General features: G+C 75.1%; 13 protein-coding genes and 1 pseudogene. 5 read left to right on the top strand and 9 right to left on the bottom strand.

Translation table 11 applies throughout. The features are described from left to right. Positions 1–222, top strand: a pseudogene (locus AB0G14_RS32655) (AAA family ATPase); the annotation flags it as partial. Next, positions 219–1,757 (top strand): ABC transporter substrate-binding protein, encoded by a 1,539-nt coding sequence (locus AB0G14_RS32660; protein ID WP_357704146.1) that lies wholly within the window; start codon positions 219–221, stop codon positions 1,755–1,757. The pseudogene AB0G14_RS32655 and the gene AB0G14_RS32660, both read left to right, overlap by 4 nt. Before the next feature lie 215 nt (positions 1,758–1,972). Here AB0G14_RS32660 and AB0G14_RS32665 read toward each other — a convergent pair whose 3' ends face one another. The 4 genes from AB0G14_RS32665 to AB0G14_RS32680 all read right to left on the bottom strand — a co-directional run bounded on the left by AB0G14_RS32665 (position 1,973) and on the right by AB0G14_RS32680 (position 6,845). Further along, positions 1,973–3,232: an AarF/UbiB family protein gene (locus tag AB0G14_RS32665; RefSeq protein WP_357704170.1), complete on the bottom strand. Its 1,260-nt coding sequence runs from the start codon at positions 3,230–3,232 to the stop codon at positions 1,973–1,975. Between the two features lie 146 nt (positions 3,233–3,378). Next, positions 3,379–4,014 (bottom strand): hypothetical protein, encoded by a 636-nt coding sequence (locus AB0G14_RS32670; protein WP_357704148.1) that lies wholly within the window; start codon positions 4,012–4,014, stop codon positions 3,379–3,381. Continuing rightward, positions 4,011–4,904 carry a methyltransferase domain-containing protein gene (locus tag AB0G14_RS32675; protein WP_357704150.1) on the bottom strand — a complete coding sequence of 298 codons (894 nt, stop codon included), beginning with the start codon at positions 4,902–4,904 and terminating at the stop codon, positions 4,011–4,013. Before AB0G14_RS32675 ends, AB0G14_RS32670 begins: the two co-directional genes overlap by 4 nt. 75 nt (positions 4,905–4,979) lie before the next feature. Further along, positions 4,980–6,845 (bottom strand): BTAD domain-containing putative transcriptional regulator, encoded by a 1,866-nt coding sequence (locus AB0G14_RS32680; protein WP_357704152.1) that lies wholly within the window; start codon positions 6,843–6,845, stop codon positions 4,980–4,982. Positions 6,846–7,132: 287 nt separating this feature from the next. On the opposite strand from AB0G14_RS32680, the gene AB0G14_RS32685 reads away from it, so the two are divergent. Continuing rightward, positions 7,133–7,912 carry an NAD(P)-binding domain-containing protein gene (locus tag AB0G14_RS32685; RefSeq protein ID WP_357704154.1) on the top strand — a complete coding sequence of 260 codons (780 nt, stop codon included), beginning with the start codon at positions 7,133–7,135 and terminating at the stop codon, positions 7,910–7,912. Here the strand turns inward: AB0G14_RS32685 and AB0G14_RS32690 are convergent. After that, positions 7,840–8,553 carry a helix-turn-helix domain-containing protein gene (locus tag AB0G14_RS32690; protein ID WP_357704156.1) on the bottom strand — a complete coding sequence of 238 codons (714 nt, stop codon included), beginning with the start codon at positions 8,551–8,553 and terminating at the stop codon, positions 7,840–7,842. The genes AB0G14_RS32685 and AB0G14_RS32690 overlap by 73 nt on opposite strands. Before the next feature lie 156 nt (positions 8,554–8,709). On the opposite strand from AB0G14_RS32690, the gene add reads away from it, so the two are divergent. Beyond that, positions 8,710–9,774 (top strand): adenosine deaminase, encoded by a 1,065-nt coding sequence (add, locus tag AB0G14_RS32695; RefSeq protein ID WP_357704158.1) that lies wholly within the window; start codon positions 8,710–8,712, stop codon positions 9,772–9,774. 10 nt (positions 9,775–9,784) lie between these two features. On the opposite strand, the gene AB0G14_RS32700 is transcribed toward add, so the two are convergent. The 4 genes from AB0G14_RS32700 to rfbD form a co-directional block, all read right to left on the bottom strand. Beyond that, positions 9,785–10,699, bottom strand: a complete 915-nt coding sequence (locus AB0G14_RS32700; protein WP_357704160.1) for a homocysteine S-methyltransferase family protein — start codon at positions 10,697–10,699, stop codon at positions 9,785–9,787. Positions 10,700–10,866: 167 nt separating this feature from the next. Further along, positions 10,867–12,036, bottom strand: a complete 1,170-nt coding sequence (locus AB0G14_RS32705; protein ID WP_357704162.1) for an aminotransferase class V-fold PLP-dependent enzyme — start codon at positions 12,034–12,036, stop codon at positions 10,867–10,869. A gap of 644 nt (positions 12,037–12,680) precedes the next feature. Further along, on the bottom strand, positions 12,681–13,709 hold the full coding sequence (gene rfbB, locus AB0G14_RS32710) for a dTDP-glucose 4,6-dehydratase (protein ID WP_357704164.1): 1,029 nt from the start codon (positions 13,707–13,709) through the stop codon (positions 12,681–12,683). Beyond that, entirely contained in the window at positions 13,706–14,623 is a 918-nt protein-coding gene (gene rfbD / locus AB0G14_RS32715; protein ID WP_357704166.1) for a dTDP-4-dehydrorhamnose reductase, read from the bottom strand. The genes rfbB and rfbD overlap by 4 nt, the downstream gene beginning before the upstream one ends. A gap of 170 nt (positions 14,624–14,793) precedes the next feature. Here rfbD and AB0G14_RS32720 point away from each other — a divergent pair, with 170 nt between their 5' ends. Further along, complete coding sequence (locus AB0G14_RS32720; RefSeq protein ID WP_357704168.1) at positions 14,794–15,366, top strand: dTDP-4-dehydrorhamnose 3,5-epimerase family protein; 573 nt, start codon at positions 14,794–14,796, stop codon at positions 15,364–15,366. Positions 15,367–15,423 lie beyond the last annotated feature (57 nt).

The following is a 15,423-nucleotide window of genomic DNA, read 5'->3' on the forward strand; positions in this document are numbered from 1 at the left end:
GACCCGGTCCTGGGCGCGCGGCCGCTGCGCCGCACGATCCAGCGCGACATCGAGGACAACCTGTCCGAGCGGATCCTGTTCAACGAACTGACCCCCGGCCAGATCGTCGTCGTCGACTGCGAAGGCGACCCGGACAACACCGCCAAGTCCAAGCTGGTGTTCCGGGGCGGCGACAAGCCGGCGACAGGGCCGGTCCCCGACGCCGGGGCGGTGACGGCATGACCGGCGTACGCGAGCAGGAGCGCGTCACCGACACGCCCACCGGGACGGACACCCTCCGCTTCCTGGGCCCCGTCGACGGCGGGCTGCCCGACGAACCGGCCCCGGGCTGCATCGGGACCGGACAGATCCTCCGGCTGCTCACCCGGCAGCTGTTCGCGTACCCCACCGGCACGGACCGGGCTGTCCGGCCGGTGGCGGACGCTGCCGTGGAACTGCCCACGGTCGACAACGGAGGCATCAGCGCGGACGGGCGCACCTGGCGCATCCGGCTCCGGGACGGCATCCGCTGGGACGCCCAGGCCGCCCGGGAGTTGACCGCCGGCGACGTCGTCCGGGGCCTCAAGCGCACCGCCCACCCCCTCGCCCGCGCGATGCGCCCGTACCTCGGCGAGATCATCGAGGGCATGGCGGACTACTACCGGGCGTACGACGAGGCGCTCGGGCACTGGGAGGCGCACGCCCCCGCGTTCGCCCAGTTCCAGCAGTTCACCCGGATCCCGGGGCTGCGTGCCGAGGGGGACACCGTCGTCCTGCGGCTCACCGCGCCGGCCAACGACCTCGTCGACCTGCTCGCCACGGGATTCACCGCGGCGGCCCCCCGGGAGTACGACTACTACGTGCCCGAGAGCCCCGAGCTGTACCGGTGTACGCCCTCCGCCGGGCCGTACCGCATCGCCAAGCGGCTGTCCCCGGGCGGCGACCTCGTCCTGGAGCCCAACCCCCGGTGGGATCCGGGCACCGACCCGGTACGCCGGCGCACCGCGCGGCGCATCGAGGTCGTCGCGGCGGCGCACGGCCAGCCGGTCGACCCGGCGTCGGGCTTCGGGGTGCTGTCCTGGTCGGTGCCGTCGCCGGCGGCCCGGTTCGCCGGTACGGGGTGCAGCTACTACCTCGCCGCGGGCACCGGCGGGGCGGCCGAGCCCCACGCCGTACGGCATGCGCTGTCCTGGGCGCTCGACCGTGCGGCCCTGGCCGAGGCGGCCTGCGCGGCCGGCGCCGACGGCGCCGCCACCCAGCACGGCGTCCTGCAACCCGGGCACCCGGCGGCGGAACGTGGCGCCGACGACGCACCCGACGCCGGTGATCCGGAGCGGGCGAGGCGTCTGCTCGACGCCGCCGGGCTGGGGGAGGGGACCCGGCTGACCCTGGGCGTTCCCGCCGGCTCGCGGCTGGGCGCCGTGGCCGCCGCGCTGGTCGCGGTGCTGGCGCGGTACGGCATCACCCTCGTGCCGGTCCCGCTGGCCCCCTCCGGCGGGCCGGGCGTCGACGTCGTGTTGCAGGAGTGGGTGCCGGCCTGGGCCGGCGACGCCGGTCGCGACCTGGTGCACCGGCTGTGGCCGCCCGACGGCCGCGCCGGCGACCCGGCCGAGGTGGCCCGGGAGGCGCTGCGGGCCACGGACCCGGGCGAGGCGGCGACGCTGTGGCGTCGCTTCGACCGGCTGGCCACCGCCGACCTGCGGCTCGTGCCCCTGCTCGTGGCGGACTGGCCGCGGGCCCGGGCCGACGGTGTGGCCGCCGGGGCGGCCCGGTGGTAGGGGCCGTCGGGCCGGGCTGACCACGCCCGGCAACGTCGCGGGCCGGTCGCGGAGGCGACCGGCCCTCGGCATGTCCGGCACCGGTCGGCGGGCGCAGCCCTCGGCCCGGTCCGACGTCGGCGGGGTGGCCGGACCGGGCCGAGGCTGCTTCGACGGGTGGGCGGTCGGGTGATGTGGGCCCTGTCGAGCTGCCCCGTCTGTGGGACCGCCGGTCGTCAGCGGATGCCGAACAGCGCCCGGTTGAGCACCGGCTTCGCGGTCTCCTGGAAGTCGATGTCGGGGTCGAGCGACCGCACCGTGCCCTCCACGACGAGCAGCGACAGCAGCGGGAAGACCAGCTCCGGCGACGCGGCCACCCCGTACCGGCGTTGCAGGTCGAACAGCTCGCCGGCGAAGGCGATCAGGCTGAACTCCTTGGCCGACAGGCGGTAGCTGCGGGCCACCAGGTCCTTCACGCCCTCGGTGAAGGCCGGCACGTCCGCGTCGTCGGCGACGCCGATCGCGCTCTCCAGCACGATCGCGGCGCAGCGGTCGCCACGCCCGATCGACATGTTCAGGAAGAAGTCCGCGAAGAGCCCGCGCATCTTGTCCGACAGTTGGACGCTGAAGCCCGCGTCCAGCACCACCACCTGCCCGCTGCGGGTGAAGTAGAGGTTGCCGGGATGCAGGTCGCAGTGGACGAAGCCGTTGATGAACAGCATCTGGTAGACCACGGTCAGCGTCGACGCCGCGAACGTCCGGCGCATCGCGCGGGGGCACCGGGCGCCGGTGTCGACGGCCAGGTCGGGGATGAAGTCCATCACGATGGCCGCCGGCCGGCTCGCCGCGGCGTGCACCCGGGGCACGCGTACCCGCGGGACCCCGCCCAGGTCTTCGCGCAGCCGGTCGAGGTCGCGTCCCTCGCGGCCGAGGTCGAGCTGGCCCAGCACCGACTCGCAGAGGCTGTCCACCACCTCGCGGACCGGCACGCCGCGGAACATCGGCAGCCGGGCGACCACCGAGGCGCCCCGGCGCAGCAGGCCGAGGTCGGCGGCCATCCGGGGACCGATCCCGGGCCGGCGTAGCTTCACCGCGACGGTGGCCCCGTCCGGCAGCGTCGCCCGGTAGACGCAGGCGATGCTGCCGCTGGCCACCGGCGTCTCCTCGACCGAGGCGAAGACGCTGTCCAGCCGGTCCCCGTACACCTCGCGCAGGGCGGCCCGGCTCTGCGCGGCGTCCATCGGCGGCACGTCGTCCTGCAACATGGACAGCTCCTCGCAGAGCAGCGCCGGCACGACGTCACGGCGGGTGCCCAGCACCTGCGCGGCCTTGATGAACGTCGGGCCGAGCCGGGCGACCGTTCGCGCGACCTCCCGGGCGAAGCGGCGGCGGCCGGCCGGCCGGCCGTGCCGGAGCGCCGTGCCGGCGGCTGCGGCGAGCCCCGCGGCGAGTGACGCGGTCGCCACCGAACCGATGACGAACGCGCGTGCGCCCAACCCCGCCCCACCGGGTGCGAGCGGTGGACGGCGCGATCCGGAGGGTGGGGCGGCGCGCAGGGCCGCCGAACCGAGGGGGGAGAGGCCGAAGATGAACTTGGACGGAACCATCGTGCGCCTTTCTGCCGAGGGGTCAGCAGGCCGGGTCAGGCGGTCGTCGCGGACAGCCCCGGCACGTCCAGCGCCCGCAGGCGCAGGTTGGCGGCGTCGCCGTACCACAGGCGCAGGCCGTCCCAGGTCAGGCTGGTGGGCCGGCCGTCGACGTGGATCTGTAGCACGTTCCGCCCGGCGCGCAGGTCGAAGACGGTGATCGCCTCGCCGAGCCGGTCGGTGTGGGCGACGTACCGGTCCGTCACCGTCACCCCGGTGACGCCGAGCGGGGCGGGCACGGTGGCCAGGAGCCGCAGGTCCGAGGCGTGCCGGAGCTCCAGCGCGTCGGACCAGCCCAGCCAGATACCGTCCTTGCCCGCCTCCATCCCGCAGATCGGCACGCCCGGCCGCGGGCTCGGCACGTCCCGCAGGATGTGGCCGGTCTGCGTGTCGCAGAGCCGCAGCGCCCCGTCGGTGGCGTAGAGCAGGTGCCCGCCGAGCGACGTGAGCCCGGCCACCAGGTCCGGGCAGGACAGCGTGTGCCCGGGGGCGCCGGTGCGCGGGTCGAGGCAGGTGGCCTGCCCGCGGCCCTGGTCGGCGTACCAGAGTGCGTGGCCGGACCAGGTGAGGCCGGCGAGCTGGTCGGCGTCGATGGAGAGGTCGTGCACCGACGCCGCGGTGTAGATGATCATCGCTTGTCCGCCCGGTCGAGGTGACAGTCGAGGCGCCACCGGGTCACGTCCCGAGCGGCGGGACCCTCCGGACGTCGGGGGCGCACGTGCACGGTGTCGCCCGCGGCGACCCGCGTGTGCCGCAGCGGCCAGACGAAGACCGCCCAGTTGCAGCCGAGGTAGGAGGGCATGTTGGACAGTCCGATGCCCGGCGCCAGCGTGGCGGTGAAGTACCCGAGCACGGCGTGCAGCGTGCCGTCCCGCTCCAGCGGCAGGGCCAGCGGCCGGGCTGCGCGCAGGCCGGTGTCGCCGCGGCCGGTGTCCACGAGGACGGCCGGCTCGCCGAGCAGGACCGGCTCGCGGCTGAGGAAGTGCAGGTGCGCCGACGGCTCGACCAGCTCCTGGACCACGTCCAGCCGCATGCCGAGGAAGTCGTCGCTCCAGATGCCCCAGCCCTCGTCGTCGAACTGCACGGCGGCGAGCCGGGTGACCACCCGCTCGGGCACGACGACCCCGCCGGGTCGCAGGTTGCGGCGGTTGAACGTGCGCAGGATGCGGGCCATGTCCTCCTCGGGCCCGAGGTTGCCCATCAGCTCGCAGACGGTCACGTCGACCTGGCGCGGCAGTCGGGCGAGGCGCGCGTCCCCGACCACCAGGGTCACCCGGTCGTCCCAGTCGTTGGCCTTGATGATCCGGTCGGCGACGGCGGCGACCTGGGGATCGGCCTCGACGGCGTAGACGTGGGCGGCGCCGTGCCGCAGGGCCAGCGCGGTGAGCGCCAGGGTGCCGGCGCCGACGTCGGCCACCACCGTGTTCTCGTCGACCGCCGCGGCCAGCGCCCGGTCGTACGCCTCGACGCGGCGTCGGTCACCGAGCATCGCCTGGTGCATGAGCAGGTGGCGCTGGTCCATGTGCGATCTCCCGCCCCGTCGACCGGCTGATCTACTGGAGAATCATATAGCAGAAATTGACGCTTGTCCCCTGCCTCAGCGACCCGTGTGGCAGCCGCAGGTGCAGCCGACGGCGGGGGGTTCGCCGTCCACGCCGTGCTCGTGCAGGAGCTGCCGGGCCAGGGCGTGCACCGTGCCCAGCATCCGGTAACGCCGGCCCGACGAGCTGTGCCGGACCTCCAGGACTGACTTGTCCACCAGCCGCTCCAGCAGCATCTGCACCGTACGCGGCTCGCCGGCGATCGCCTTGTCGGCGACGGCCGCCGCCTCCAGGCAGAACGCGGCCGGCATCGCGCCGAGCGCGGTGAAGCAGCGTTGCTCGGCCGGATCCAGCAGCTCGATGCTGCGGTGCACCGCGGCGTGCAGCGAGCGGTGGTGACTGGGCACGCCGCGGCGGGGCGGCTGGATCCGGCGAAGCGGGTCGTCGAGCCCGTCGACCAGCGTCTCCAGGCGCTGCGTCCGCAGGCAGGCCGCGGCGAGCTCGATGGCCAGCGGCAGCCCGTCGAGGGCCCGGCACACTGACGCCACCGCCTCGACGTTGGACTCGGTGAGCCGGAATCCCGGCCGCACCTGCGCCGCCCGCCGGGCGAACAACTGCAGGGCGGGCTGCGCGGCCAGATGGCCCGGCTCCGCGTCCACGCCCAGCGGCCGCACCGGGTACACCGCCTCGTAGGGCAGCCCGAGCAGCTCCCGCGAGGTCAGCAGGATGGTGATCTGCGGGCAGTTCCGCAGCACGTCGTCCGCCAGGTCGGCGGCCTCGTCGGTGACCAGCTCGGCGTTGTCGAGCACGAGCAGCAGCTTCCGGTCGTGCAGCCGGTGCACCAGCGGGTCGCAGCGGCCGGCGCCCCGGGTCGGTGGCTCGTCGACGGCGACCTCGACCGCCCGGGTCAGGTCCGGGCCGGTGCGAACGTTCGCCAGGTCGGCCACCGCCACGCCGTCGGCGAACCGCTCCCGCAGCTCCTCCGCCGCCGCCAGGCCGAGCGCCGTCTTGCCGACGCCGGCCGCCCCGGTCAGGCTCACCAGGCGGTACTCGCGCAGCAGGTCGCAGACCGCCGAGAGGTCCGCCGCCCGCCCGATCAGCTCGTCCACCACCGGTGCCGGCCCCCGCCACGGTGGCTGGTGGACGCCGGGCCGGGCGTCCAGCACCTCCCGGTACGCCGCCGTGAGCTCGGGGCCCGGGTCCACGCCCAGGTCGAGCTTGAGTCTCGTGCGCACGTCGGCGTACCGCTCGATGGCCCACGCGCGTTGGCCGATGTGGGTGAGCGCCTGGAGCACCCGGGCCTGCACCCGCTCGTTGAGCGGCTCCGCCTGGGCCAGCCGCTCGGCCAGCGGCAGGACCGCGTCCGGCCGGTGCAGCTCGAGGCCGAGCGCGACGTAGTCGAGCGCGGCGGCCAGGAACTCCTGCCGCAGCGGGCCGATGTCGTCCTGCTCGGCCAGCAGCACGGACAGGTCGCCGATCTGGGGATCCTGCCACTGGTCGACGCTCTCGCCGTACCGGGCGAACGCGCTCTCCAGCTCGCCGCTGTCCCGCAGCGCCGACGCCCGCCGGACGCCGGCGCGGAACACCTGCAGGTCGAGCTGGTCGTCGGCGACGGTCAGCCGGTACCCGCCGGGCACCGACACGATGACGTTGGTCCGCTGTCGTCGAGGCGTGTCGGGCTCGACCACGTGGCGCAACCGCGCGACGTAGGTGTGGACCAGGTTGGCGGCCCTCGTCGGTGGCTGTCCCGCCCAGAGTGCGGCGATCAGGTCGTCCAGCGGCACATGTCGTCCGGCCCGCAGGGCCAGCAGGGCGAGGACTGCCCGCTGCTTCGGGGGGCCGAGGTCGACCTCCCTGCCGCGAATCGTCGCTCGGACGGGACCGAGGATCTGAATTCGGAGTTCGATCTCGGTCCGGTTCACACGTCCCCCAGCTGTCGTGGCGCTGTGCTCAGTGCTCCCCCACTTTAAGTGAAGAACTTCCATACTTAAAGAGGCGGAGCTGTCGCACTGGGTAGCCGACCCGGCGTCATCCCGGCGTCAAGTGGCCGTCAAGAACGGTGCCGGAAACTTGGCTGCGGCAACCGGCGGCACCCGATCGAATCGTGTCCGGCCCAGGCCGGGCAGCTCTCGACCACGACCCGGAGCGGAGAGATGCGAACGATCGCACCCCACGGTTCGTACCCCCACCTCGCGACGCGGCCCCGCCCATGATCGTCGGCATCATCGGACGCGGTCGGATGGGATCTGCCCTGGCCAGGGCACTTGCGGCGCACGGGGGACCGGTGCTGATCGCCGGTCGCGGCGACCCGGTACGGCCGCCCGACCCCTTCGCCCCGTACCCCGGAATCCGGTCCGTCCCGACGGGCGCCGTCGTCGCCGGGGCCGACCTGGTCGTCCTGATGCTGCCGTTCGCCGCCGCCGTGGAGCTGGCCCTGGCCGGCCGGCTCGACGGCGGACGAGGGCGTACGGTCATCGATGCGACGAACCCGCCGCAGGCTGGTGTCGCCCTGCCCGCTCCCGCGGGATCCGGGGGACGATTGCTAGCGGAACTGTTACCGCAGTGGCGCGTCGTCAAGGCGCTCAACACCGTGCCGGCCGGCATGCTCGACGAGCCCGTCCTCGACGGGCGCCCGGTCACCGTGCCCCTGGCCGGCGACCATCCGCCAGCCAAGGCGGAGGTGAGCGCGTTGCTGCGCCGGCTCGGGTTCGCCCCGGTGGACGTCGGCGGCATCGACCGGGCGCCGGCGCTGGAGTCGCTGGCCGAGCTGTTGATGGCGATCAGCAGCCGGCACGCCCTCCGGGGCCGGCTCGGCTTCCAGGTCGCCCTCGCGGAGCCGCCGGCCGGCGTGGACGGCGGGCTGTCCGGGCCCGCGCACGTCGAGCTGAGTCGCCGCGCGCCGGCCGGCGGCGAGCGTCAGCGCCGGCCGGCGCCCGCCGCGGAGAGCGCCCGCTCGCCGGCCGGTCGGCCGCCGAGGCCGAGCAGGTAGAGGCAGCGGGGGAGTGCCGCCGGCGGACCGGTGACGGAGACCGCCCCGCTGACCACGGCCTCGACCGGCTCGATCGCGCCGCTGCCGAGATCGAAGAAGGTCCGGGCATCGGTGGCGACCCGCAGCGTGGCGTCCGCGCCGGCCGTCCCCTGCACCGTGCGGGCCTCGCCGTCGGCGACGCGGACGTGGAACACCTCGCCCTCGATGTCGAACTCGTAGACCTCGTCGGCGAGGCCCCGGGCCGGGTCGACCATGGACTCGATGGCCAGCACGGCCCAGGAGGCCCGGGTGACCGAGGCGCCCGTGCGGACGGGCTGCTCGGCGAGCAGCGTCAGCCCGAACCGGGCCAGCACCAGGACCGGCTCCCGCAGCTTCTCGCCCAGCTCGGTGAGCGCGTAGCCCGCGGTGCGCCGTTCGGCGTCCAGCGGCTCGATGATGCCGGCCTCGGTCAGGAAGGCCAGCCGGTCGGCGAGCAGGTTGGTGCCGATGCCCGGCAGGGCGTCCAGCAGGTCGCGGTAGCGGCGAGGCCGGACCAGCAGCTCGCGGATGATGAGCAGCGTCCAGCGTTCACCCACCACGTCCAGTGCGAAGGCCAGCCCACATTGCTGGCCGTACGTCCGACGGTCCCGTTGCTCTTTCACGGCGCTCCTCGATGCCGCAGCGCGGACCCGGCCGCGCTTCTTTACTTAGACATAGTACATGACTGCCTCTTCCAGATTGCCCTCCTGTCTGCGGAAATTCCCGCGACGCCGGTACACCCCGTTTTGTCCATCCGCGACCTGCCTAGAATCGGCCCGGTGACGACCGCCGTACCGGCCGGGCAGGACCTCACCGACGTCCTTGCCCGCCTGCCCAAGGTCGAGCTGCACGTGCACCTCGAAGGGTCGGTGCGGCCTGGCACCCTGCTCCGGATCGCCCGCCGGCACGGCCTCGACCTCGGTCGGCTCGACGAGGCGGCGGTGGTGGAACTCTTCCGCTTCCGCGACTTCCGCCACTTCACAGATCTGTACGAACAGTGCTGCGCGGCGCTGCGCGACCCGGCCGACCTCGAACTGATCACCGAGGAGCTCGCCGACGCGGCGCACCGGCAGAACGTCCGCCACCTGGAGGTGACGTTCAGCCCCGGCACGCACCGGCGGGGGGCGGGCATTCCGTTCGACGAGCAGCTCGACGCCGTGGCCCGGGGCGCCGAGCAGGCCCGCCGCCGCACCGGCGTCACGATGCGCTTCGTCGTCGACCACGTCCGGGGCGGGCCGCCGGAGGAGTGCCAGCAGGTCGCCGAGTGGGCGGTGGCCGGCGCCGGCCGGGGGGTGGTGGCGCTCGGCCTCGGCGGTTTCGAGCCGCGGCGCCCGGCGTCGCTGTTCGGGGAGGCCGTCCGGTGGGCGGCGGCGCGGGGGATGCCGTTCGTGCCGCACGCGGGCGAGGCGGTGGGGCCCGAGGGCGTCTGGGACTGCCTGCCGTTCCGCCCGCCGCGCATCGGGCACGGCATCCGGGCGGTCGAGGACCCGCGGCTGGTGGCGGCGCTGCGGGACCGGGGCGTGGTCCTCGAGGTCTGCCCCACCAGCAACCTGCGTACGGGCGTGGTCTCCGAGCCGGGGGCGCACCCGCTGCGCCGGTTGTGGGACGCCGGGGTGCGGCTCACCCTCAACACCGACGATCCCAGCATGTTCCACACCGACCTGCTCGCCGAGCACCGGCTCGCCGTCGAGTGGCACGGTTTCACCGTGGCCGAACTCGCCGCCATGACGCTGATCGGGGTCGACGCCGCGCTGCTGCCCGCGACAGAGCGCGCGGCGTTGCGCGAGCGGGTGACGACCGAGCTGGCGGAGCTGGGCGTGACCGCCGCCGGCCTGCCCGCCTGAGCCCGCACGGTCAGCCCGGGCGCGGCGCCAGGCGGGACCGCAGCGCGGCGATGTGCGCCGGGGTGGTGCCGCAGCAACCGCCGACGACGCCCAGCCCGACCGGGCGCCAGGCCGCCCAGAGGTCGGCGAAGGCGTCGGGCGTCAGGCGGGGCGGGAGATGACGGTCCACCGGGGTGGCCGGCGGCACCCCGCTGCGGTCCTCCACGTTCGGGTACGCGCCGAGCAGGCCCGGCCCCGCGGCGCGGAGCCGTCGCAACGCCCGGTCGGTGCCCGCCGGGTCGGTGCAGTTGACCAGGACCGCCGCCGCGCCGGCCGCCCGTACCGCGTCGGCCGCCGCGGCGACGTCCTCACCGGACAGCAGGCGGGCGTCGCCGGTGCAGACGAAGCTCACCCAGGCCGGCAGGCCGTGCTCGCGTACCGCCCGGGTGGCGGCGACCGCCTCCCGGACGGTGTTCATGGTCTCGACCAGCGCCAGGTCGACGCCGGCGCGGGCGAGCCGGTCGGCCAGCCAGCCGTGCTCCCGCCGCAGCACCGCGGCGCCGGGCACCAGGTCCGGCCGGTAGCAGTCCTCGACCGGAGCGACGGAGGCGGCGACGAGCACCCGCCGGCCGGCCACCGCCGGGTCGGCCGCCCGGCGGGCCAGCGCCACGGCGGTACGGACCAGACCGGCGGCCGTGGCCTCGTCCGTCCCGGCCCGGTACGCCGTCCGCAGGGTGGTGCGGAACGTGTCGGCGGTGAGCACGTCCGCTCCCGCCGCCACGTACGCGCCGTGGATGCGGGCGACGAGGCGCCGGCCTGCGGCGTCCAGCAGGCAGCGCGCCGTCCACCACGGGGCGGACACGGACCGGCCGTGCCGTTGCAACTCGGTGCCCAGCCCGCCGTCGAGGACCAGCGGCCCGGACGTCGACGCCCCCGGTACGTCCACCGGCGCCTCCCCGCCCCCCGCCGGCCCCGCTCGCCGTGGCCGGCTGCCCGATCGTGGCACGGCCGGCTCGGCCGACACGACGTCCGCGCGCCGCCGGAGGGGAACTCCGCAAGCTGTGAGACAGGCGGCCCCGCCGGCCATGCCGGTGCCGCACCCGGCCGGCGGGGTCAGGCCCGGGGGGAGGCGATCGCCGCGACGCCCCCGAGCAGCGCCCGCACGTCGTCCCGCGTCGTGTAGCGCGCCACCCCCGCGCGCAGGGACTCGGGCGCGTCGGGCGACACGGCCCGCAGCGCCCCCTCCGCGCCGAAGGCGCCGTGCCCCACGGTGATCCCCTCGGCGGCGAGGATCGCCGCCACCTCGGCGGCGGACCGGCCGACGACCTGGAAGGACACGATCGGTATCGGGGACCTGCCGTCCGGACGGCCGAGGACGCGCACCCCGTCGATCATCCGCAGGCCGCGGGCCAGCAGGTTGGCGAGGCGTTCGCCGTGCCGGAACACGGCCGAGCGGTCCCAACGGAGCAGCACCTCGGCCGCCACCCCCGCGGCGAGGACCGCCTCGATGCCCGGCCCGCGCGCCGCCCCCGGCCGGTCGGTGGTCCGGGCGACCACCGACCGGGGCCGCCCGTCGCGGTTCCACAGCACCCCGCACCGGGGGCCGTACCACTTGTCGGCGGAGGTGACGAAGGCGTCGCAGCCCCACGCGGCGACGTCCACGAACCGGTGCGCCGGCGCCTGCACCCCGTCCACGAAGATCCGCGCGCCGGTGGACCGCGCGGCCGCACAGATCGCCGGGATGTCCGGCGCGCTGCCGAGGACGTTGGAGCCGGCGGTGACCGCGACCCACCGGGTACGCGGGCTGAGCTGCTCGGTGACCGCGTCGACGGTCAGCTCGCCGCTCGGCGACAGGCCCGCCACCCGGACGACGGCACCCTGCCGCCGGGCGGACTCGCGCCACGGGTCCACGTTCGCGGCGTGGTCGAGAGCCGTGCACATCACCTCGTCGCCGGGGCGGAGTGCGGGCGCCACCGACCGGACGAACCCCTCGGTCAGGCTCGTCATGTCGGCGCCGAACGACACGATGCCGCCCGGTGCCCCGATCAGCGTACGGAAACGGCCGGCCGCCCAGTCGAGCACCGTGCGGGACCGCGGGTGCGCGACGTCCGCGCCGGCCCGCGCGGGATAGCGGGTCATCACGTCGCGGACCGCGTGGTGCACCAGGGTGCCGGCGGGAGCGTCGAACCGTGCGGCGCCCGGCCGCAGGTCGGGGAACTGCTCCGTGACGGGCCGGGTCACCAGGGCGGTGAGGGGGAGCGCATCCAGCTCGCCGAAGGTCATCTCAACGAGGGGGATCAGATCGCCGCGGCGGTCGTACGGACGCGCGCGGTGGTGCCGGTCGGCAACGGGGAACCAGGCAGAGCACGGTCCCGACAGGGCACCGGCACGGTGTCTCCTCGATGGGCGCATGTGGACATCGCGTTCGTCGCAGCTGCGTGCTATCCCAGAGTCGTACTGATGGGCCGCGGGGGACGGCTCCTCTCAGTTCGGCGAAAAATATCACATCCGGCGCGTACGGGCGAGCCCGTGACGACGGTGAGTGACTTTCGCCCGTGGTCGTGACCGACCACCGTGCTCGTACCCGGCGCGATCCCGCTCGGCTACGGCATGAGCCCGGGCCCACCCGGTCCGACGTCGGTCGCCGCCGGGTCGGCGTCCGCGTCGGCACCGTGGGGGTCGCCCCACCACCGCCAGAAGTCCGCGCCGGTAGCCGGCGCCCGCCCGGCGGGTGCGCGGCGCCGCGGGCCCGTCCGCCCGTCCGGATCGGTTCCGGTCCACCAGGACAGATGCCGCGGGTCGACCTCGGGCGCCTCCGCGCTCCCCCCGGCTCCGGCGACCCGGGGGCCCTCCGGCGGGGCGCCACCGTGACAGGCGACGGACACCATCGCGGACCTCCCGTCCGGTGTCGATCGAGGACAGTCAGGCTAACCCGCTGTCCGTCCCGGACGGTCTCCCAGCTTGCGCAACACCGGGCGGCGCCGGAGCGGCTCCCACCAGGCGCGGTTCGCGCGATACCAGGCGACCGTCTCGCCGAGCCCGCCGTCGAGGTCCTTGCGCGGTGCGTACCCGAGCTCGCATCTGATCTTGCTCCAGTCGACCGCGTAGCGCCGGTCGTGCCCCTTGCGGTCCTCGACGTAGCGGATCCGGTCGGGGTCGGCGCCGCAGGCCGCCAGCAGGCGATCGGCCATCTCCCGGTTGGTCAACTGGGTGCCCCCGCCGACGTTGTAGACCTCCCCGGCCCGGCCCCGCGTCCGCACCAGTTCCAGCGCCCGGACGTGGTCGTCGACGTGCAGCCAGTCGCGCACGTGCAGCCCGTCGCCGTAGAGCGGGACGTCCCCGCCGTCGAGCAGGTTCGTGATCGCCAGCGGCACCAGCTTCTCCGGGTGCTGGTGCGGGCCGTAGTTGTTGGCGCAGCGCGTCACCCGCACGTCGAGCCCGTGCGTCCTGACGAAGGCCAGGGCGAGCAGGTCGCTGGCGGCCTTCGCGGCGGCGTACGGCGAACTCGGCAGGACCGGGTCCGTCTCCGGCCACGTGCCGTGCTCGATCGACCCGTACACCTCGTCGGTGGAGACGTGCACGAAGACCGCGCGGTCGCCGTGCCGTCGCCGGACCGCCTCCAGCAGGGTGTAGGTGCCGAGCGTGTTGGTGCGGACGAAGTCACCGCCGTCGGCGATGGACCGGTCCACGTGGGACTCGGCGGCGAAGTGCACGACCTGGTCGTGCTCCGCAACCAGCCGGTCGACCAGGTGGCTGTCGCAGATGTCGCCGCGGACGAAACGGTAGGCCGGGTGGCCGGCGACGGGGCGCAGGTTGGCGAGGTTGCCCGCGTACGTCAACTTGTCCAGCACCGTGATCCGGACGCCGCCCGGTCCCGCCGGCCGCAGCAGGGTGCGGACGTAGTGCGACCCGATGAAGCCGGCGCCGCCGGTGACGAGGATCCTCGTCGCGTTCATGCCGACCTCCGTCGCGTGCGGTCTCCGCCGGCCGGCTCGGCCCGGCTCCGCTCCTCGGCCACGGCCGCCTCGATCATCCGTCGCCACGGCGGCAGCGGGCCGAGGCCGGCCCGCGCCCACCCGTCGTGCCCGAGGACGGAGATCCGTGGCCGCCGGGCGGGCCGGGCGGCGAGCGTCCCGCTGCCCGTCGGGCGCACGCGGTCCGGGTCGAGGCCGTGCAGCGCGAAGACCGTCCGGGCGAAGCCGTACCAGGTGGTCCGGCCGGCCGCCGTGCCGTGGTAGATCCCGGCCGGCGCCCGCCCGGCGGCGGCCAGCCCGGCCAGCGTGACCAGCCGGCCGGCGAGCGCGCGCGCCCAGGTGGGCTGGCCGTGCTGGTCGTCCACGACGTCCACGAACTCCGTCTCGGCGGCCCGGCGCAGCACCGCGCGGACGAAGTTGGGGCCGTGGCGGCCGTACAGCCACCCGGTGCGGACCACGTAGCCCCCGACGGGCAGCAGGCCGCGCACGGCCCGCTCGCCGGCGAGCTTGCTGCGGCCGTACGCGTTCAGCGGGGCCGGCGCAGCGTCCTCCGGCCACGGCACGGTGGTCTCGCCGGAGAAGACGTAGTCGCTGGACAGGTGGATCAGGAGCGCCCCACTGCGCGCGCACGCCCGGGCCAGGTTGGCCGGGCCGGCGCCGTTCACGGCGGTCGCGCCGGCCTCGTCCGACTCGGCCCCGTCGACGTCGGTCCAGGCGGCGGCGTTGACGACGACGTCGTGGCCGGGCACCGCGTGCCGGACCGCGGCGGCGTCGGTGATGTCGAGCATGGCCCGGTCGAGGGCGGTGTGCCGGCCGCCGGCGAGGACCTCGCCCAACTCGCGGCCCAGTAACCCGCCCGCGCCGGTCACGAGCAGTCGTGGCGTCGGCGCGCTCATCGTCGCCTCCGGTGCGTCATCGCCACGCCCACGCCGTCGGCACCATCGTCCACAATGGATAGATGGTGTCCCGGCGTGGCCGGTGGACGCCGAGTCGGTTTTCCGATTCGCTGGCTCGACGGACGGCCGTGACCGGCCCGCGAGTTCCGCGACGGGTGAGGAGGAGAGCGGTGGACATCCGGACGTTGACGATCGAGGGTTCGTGGCTGGTCACTCCGGAGCAGCACCACGACGACCGGGGCCTGTTCCTGGAGTGGTACCAGGCGGGCCGCTTCACCGAGGCGGTCGGACGACCGTTCAGAGTGGCGCAGTCCAACGTCTCCGTCTCGGGACGGGGGGTGATCCGAGGCATCCATCTGGTGGACGTGCCACCCGGCCAGGACAAGTACATCACCTGCGTCTCCGGGGCGGTGCTCGACGTCGTGGTGGATCTGCGGGTGGGCTCGCCGACCTTCGGCCGATGGGAGGGGGTGCGCCTGGATGACGTCGACCGCCGCGCCGTCCACCTCGACGCCGGGCTCGGGCACGCGTTCTGCGCGCTGACCGAGCCGGCCACCGTCGTGTACCTCTGCTCGTCGCCGTACGACCCGGCGGCCGAACGCACCGTCAACCCCCTCGACGCGGAGCTCGGGATCGCCTGGCCCGAGGGGCCGCGTCGGCTGTCGCCCCGCGACGCCACCGCCCAGACCGTGGCGCAGGCGCTGGCCGGCGGCGTGCTGCCGGCCTACGTGCCGCGCGGGTAGCGCGGCACCGCGCCGGCCGGGCGTCACCCGCCGCCCCCCGACCCATGCCCGCCGGGC

The organism is Micromonospora sp. NPDC023814 (genome assembly GCF_040639595.1).
In the GTDB taxonomy this organism is placed as follows: Bacteria; Actinomycetota; Actinomycetes; order Mycobacteriales; family Micromonosporaceae; genus Micromonospora.

Bases quoted from the DNA above. Each gene is read 5' to 3' on its own strand.
- AB0G14_RS32685 (WP_357704154.1), top strand. From the start codon at position 7,133: ATGATCGTCGGCATCATCGGACGCGGTCGGATGGGATCTGCCCTGGCC.
- rfbD (WP_357704166.1), bottom strand. From the start codon at position 14,623: ATGAGCGCGCCGACGCCACGACTGCTCGTGACCGGCGCGGGCGGGTTA.
- AB0G14_RS32670 (WP_357704148.1), bottom strand. From the start codon at position 4,014: ATGATCATCTACACCGCGGCGTCGGTGCACGACCTCTCCATCGACGCC.
- AB0G14_RS32675 (WP_357704150.1), bottom strand. From the start codon at position 4,904: ATGGACCAGCGCCACCTGCTCATGCACCAGGCGATGCTCGGTGACCGA.
- AB0G14_RS32660 (WP_357704146.1), top strand. From the start codon at position 219: ATGACCGGCGTACGCGAGCAGGAGCGCGTCACCGACACGCCCACCGGG.
- rfbB (WP_357704164.1), bottom strand. From the start codon at position 13,709: ATGAACGCGACGAGGATCCTCGTCACCGGCGGCGCCGGCTTCATCGGG.
- AB0G14_RS32705 (WP_357704162.1), bottom strand. From the start codon at position 12,036: ATGACCTTCGGCGAGCTGGATGCGCTCCCCCTCACCGCCCTGGTGACC.